This window comes from Gilvibacter sp., from assembly GCF_013214815.1.
Classification (GTDB): Bacteria; Bacteroidota; Bacteroidia; order Flavobacteriales; family Flavobacteriaceae; genus Gilvibacter.
Genome location: NZ_JABSPU010000145.1, coordinates 1 through 2,002 on the forward strand (window position 1 = coordinate 1; position 2,002 = coordinate 2,002).

Genomic DNA, 2,002 nt, shown 5'->3' on the forward strand with positions numbered 1-2,002 from the left:
GGTTTTGGAGAGGGGGTAGTGGGAAGGGGTGAGGGGTTGATTGATGATTGAAGATTGGCGATTGTTGATTTTTGATGATTGTACTTCCCTAAATAGCATTGACCGTTATTGATTATTAATTCATCATTACAATCGGACAATTATGATTCTGAGGTTCTTCTTTTGGCTGAAGATCTCGTTGGTTAGATGCCATCTTGATCTCATAATTTTCCTCGGCATAAATAATCATCCTCGGCCTTTCTTGGTTTGCTAAAGATAACCAAGTCTTTTGGAACTCTTTTGGGCTGCGCTTGTTGTTGAAGGCCATGTGTTTTCTTTGTTGGTTGTAGTGTTCTACAGCTCTTTTTGTTCTTTTACTCAAAGACCTAAAGCTATGCACTCTCCATCTTTTGAGATATTCATTTTTGATGATTCCATTGACTCTTTCAGCATAAGCGTTGTCCTGAGCTTTTAACCCCATACTCACCATTACGCCTGAGTTCTTCAGCATTTTAACATAAGCATTGCTGCTATATTGTGCTCCTCGATCAGAGTGATGAACCATCCCTTCCCGTTGTTCTTCTGGTATTTTACTTAGTGCCATTTTCAGAGCTTTGATATTGCATTCGGTTCTCATGTTATCACCAACATTATAGCCCAATATTTCTCTTGTGTATACATCAATGATGAATACTAAATAATAGAACCTTCCTTTGATATCGAAGTAGGTAATGTCGCTTTGCAGCACTTGGTACGGTCGTGTTACTTCCATGCCTTCAATCAAGTTTGGGTAATTATATGAAGCAGGTATAGTGGTCCGATGATAGTTCTTCATTCTTCTGACGCGATAACCTAACTCCATGAAAATCTCACAAAACTTATCTCGTTCCATCCGCTTAGGCTTCAAGGTTTGATACATTTTTTCTACCCCACATCCTGGGTGATCTCTTCTAATGAGATCTACTTGAATGACTAAGTCCTCAAGTTCTTTATCGAACATACTTTGCCGATGTCTGCTTTGATGCACAGCTTTCTTGCTCACACCAACAACCCGATAAAGGCTATTGAGACTAAAGTCTATTTCTTCTTTGTGGTCTTGGAACCACCAGAGTGTGGGGTGTTGGAATTTTTTTTGATGTCAATCTTATAATGATCATCGGCTAGTTCAATCATCTTCTCCAAAAAATCAATGTTCATCTGTTTTTGACCTACTGCTCTTTCCAGCTCTTTGATACGAGCTTCCATTTGTTTGATCTTTTCCGATTGACTGTCTTTCATCTCTACTACTTGAATGTCTCTTTCATTGAACCTGGAGTACTTGTAAACCCAGCGATAGATAGATGTATTAGGGATAGAATACATCCTCTCCAACTCTAAAATACCACATTTACCGCTCTCGAAGTCCTGAACAACTTTTTTCTTGAAATCTTCTGTGTATCTCCTTCGTTGAGAGATACGTTTACCGTTTTTAAGCATTTGTTTTTACTCTTTTAAAACGGTCAACCTATATCAGGGAATGACAGTTTTCTTTTTCTGCTACCGCGATGCGTTTTGAGCACGCTGAGCGGATATTATAGATTTGAAAAAAGCCGACCCCAAAAGGATCGGCTTTCTAGATCAATTTCAAAAATTAGTCGTCAGAGCCATCAAGACCTCTAACCTTCAGAAGGGCCTCAATTCTAGGTTCTCTACCACGGAATTGCTTGTAAAGCTCCATGGCTTCTTCAGTAGAACCTTTTTCATAAACGTGCTGTCTCAACAAAGCGGCTAGCTCAGGATTGAACACGTCTCCAGTTTCTTTAAATGCCTCAAATCCGTCAGAATCCAATACCGCAGAGTGAACGTAGCTGTAGTATCCCGCAGCATATCCACCTGCGAAGATGTGTGAGAAATAAGTACTTCTGTACCTCGGTACAATTTGATCAATGATACTAATTCTCTCCATGGCAGCTGCTTCAAAAGCGTCGGCGTCTTTCAAGTCTTCATCAGCGGAGAGCGTATGCCAATCCATGTCCAAGATAGA

General features: G+C 40.1%; 3 protein-coding genes. All 3 read right to left on the reverse strand.

What is annotated here, in order from left to right:
- Positions 1 to 115: 115 nt before the first annotated feature.
- A complete protein-coding gene (locus tag HRT75_RS14705) occupies positions 116 to 1,021 on the reverse strand; it encodes an IS3 family transposase (protein ID WP_366665089.1) in 906 nt (301 codons plus the stop codon).
- 35 nt (positions 1,022 to 1,056) lie between these two features.
- Positions 1,057 to 1,455, reverse strand: coding sequence for a transposase (locus HRT75_RS14710; RefSeq protein WP_291188364.1), 399 nt, complete (start codon positions 1,453 to 1,455; stop codon positions 1,057 to 1,059).
- A gap of 154 nt (positions 1,456 to 1,609) precedes the next feature.
- Positions 1,610 to 2,002 (reverse strand): M3 family metallopeptidase (locus tag HRT75_RS14715; RefSeq protein ID WP_291188367.1); only part of this gene is annotated, 393 nt, incomplete at its 5' end.